This is a genomic window from Vibrio sp. Vb1755 (assembly GCF_033338635.1).
Taxonomy (GTDB): Bacteria; Pseudomonadota; Gammaproteobacteria; order Enterobacterales; family Vibrionaceae; genus Vibrio; species Vibrio alginolyticus.
The window spans coordinates 1-1,372 of record NZ_JAWOTA010000161.1; the positions used below are offsets into that span (position 1 = coordinate 1).

1 protein-coding gene and 1 pseudogene are annotated in these 1,372 nt (G+C 42.4%); both read right to left on the reverse strand.

What is annotated here, in order from left to right; all coding sequences use genetic code 11:
- Positions 1-556: pseudogene (locus R7E00_RS23510) on the reverse strand (diguanylate cyclase); the annotation flags it as partial.
- Between the two features lie 248 nt (positions 557-804).
- The coding region (locus tag R7E00_RS23515; protein ID WP_318124640.1) for a substrate binding domain-containing protein at positions 805-1,372 on the reverse strand (568 nt) is incomplete at its 5' end.

The window sequence follows — 1,372 nt, forward strand, 5'->3', positions numbered from 1 at the left end:
ACAAACCGGTGAGGTTGTCATGAGAGACTTCGTAGCTAAGTTGGTTTAGGAGTTTGTCCGAACGCTCGCTGACCCATTTTTCACGAAGGCTATGGATAATCACATTGGCATAAAAGCGATGAAGTTCGAGCACATCTTGTGCTTCTTTCGCGTGAATACTTCGAGTAAAAGTAGACAGCAAAATCCCAAGCACTTCACCACTTTGTGTTTTCAACGGTAGGCCAAGGTAAGCTTGAACGCCATCATCCTGAAACATCTGGTCTTCAGGAAAGCGTTTATAGACCTGATCTTGGTAAAAGATGTGCTCGCCAATGTCTTTCGCGACTTTTTCACATGGAGTGCCCGACAGGTGGTAACTGAGGTTATCTGAGATCTCTCCGCCACTTGCAAAGGAAATGGTGTGCGCAGCATGTTGAAGATGAGCCACTTCAACAACGCATGTACAATGACTCTTCAACTGTTGATGGATATCTAAAGTCACTCTGTTGAGCAGAGCGCTCCCATTGAGCTTCAATATTTCATCAAGCTTTTGGACACTGATTTGTACATGATCCATTAAACACGTTACCTAGCCGTTATTAATTTCATATCGTGCTTTGATAGTTGTGCGACACGACGACTTATAATTTGATATGCATCAAGTAAACTATCGTTTACTTCAGGAGATTTATCAAACTTTGAATCCCAACAGACAAGGAATTAACACTAATAGGTGAGTCTAGTAAGACTAGAGTGTTATCAAAGTTTGAGGCATTAATTTCAAAGTAGTCGCTTACTCACACATTTAACAAGAAAACTATCAAATTAGATGCGTTTTTCTTCTTCTAAACGGGATTTTAGATAGTCGAGGAACAATTGGGTGCGTGTGTGTTGATAATCCAGTTTTGGGTAATACGCATACACCGTAGCCTCGTCGGCTGTAACATCCGGCAAAATAGGCACTAGCGCCCCGGATTTTAAATCGTCTTTGATCATTACGTTGTTGGTCATCAAGATACCCATTCCGCGTTTTGCACCATGAAACAGAGCTTCTGGATTGGTCGTTGCGAAGTTGCCTGACAAGCTCACTCTTTTCCCTCGGTTGGTTTTGATCTCTCTTGCAGGTTTTTCTCCCCAAATCAAAATATTGTGTTTTGTCAGCTCTTCAACATTTTGTGGCGTGCCGTATTTTTCTAAGTAACTCGGCGCTGCATAAAACTGAGCTTTGTGTTCGAACAGCGGGGTTGCTTTAAAGCTTAATGAATTGAGCTGTTCTAAATGACGACTGATGAAGAGATCCAAACTCAGTTCCGGCAGTTGACCGGGTAGCGTCGTGGTGAGTTGCAGAGTGATATCGGGGTATTTTTCTAGAAAATCATCAAGGTAGTGGACT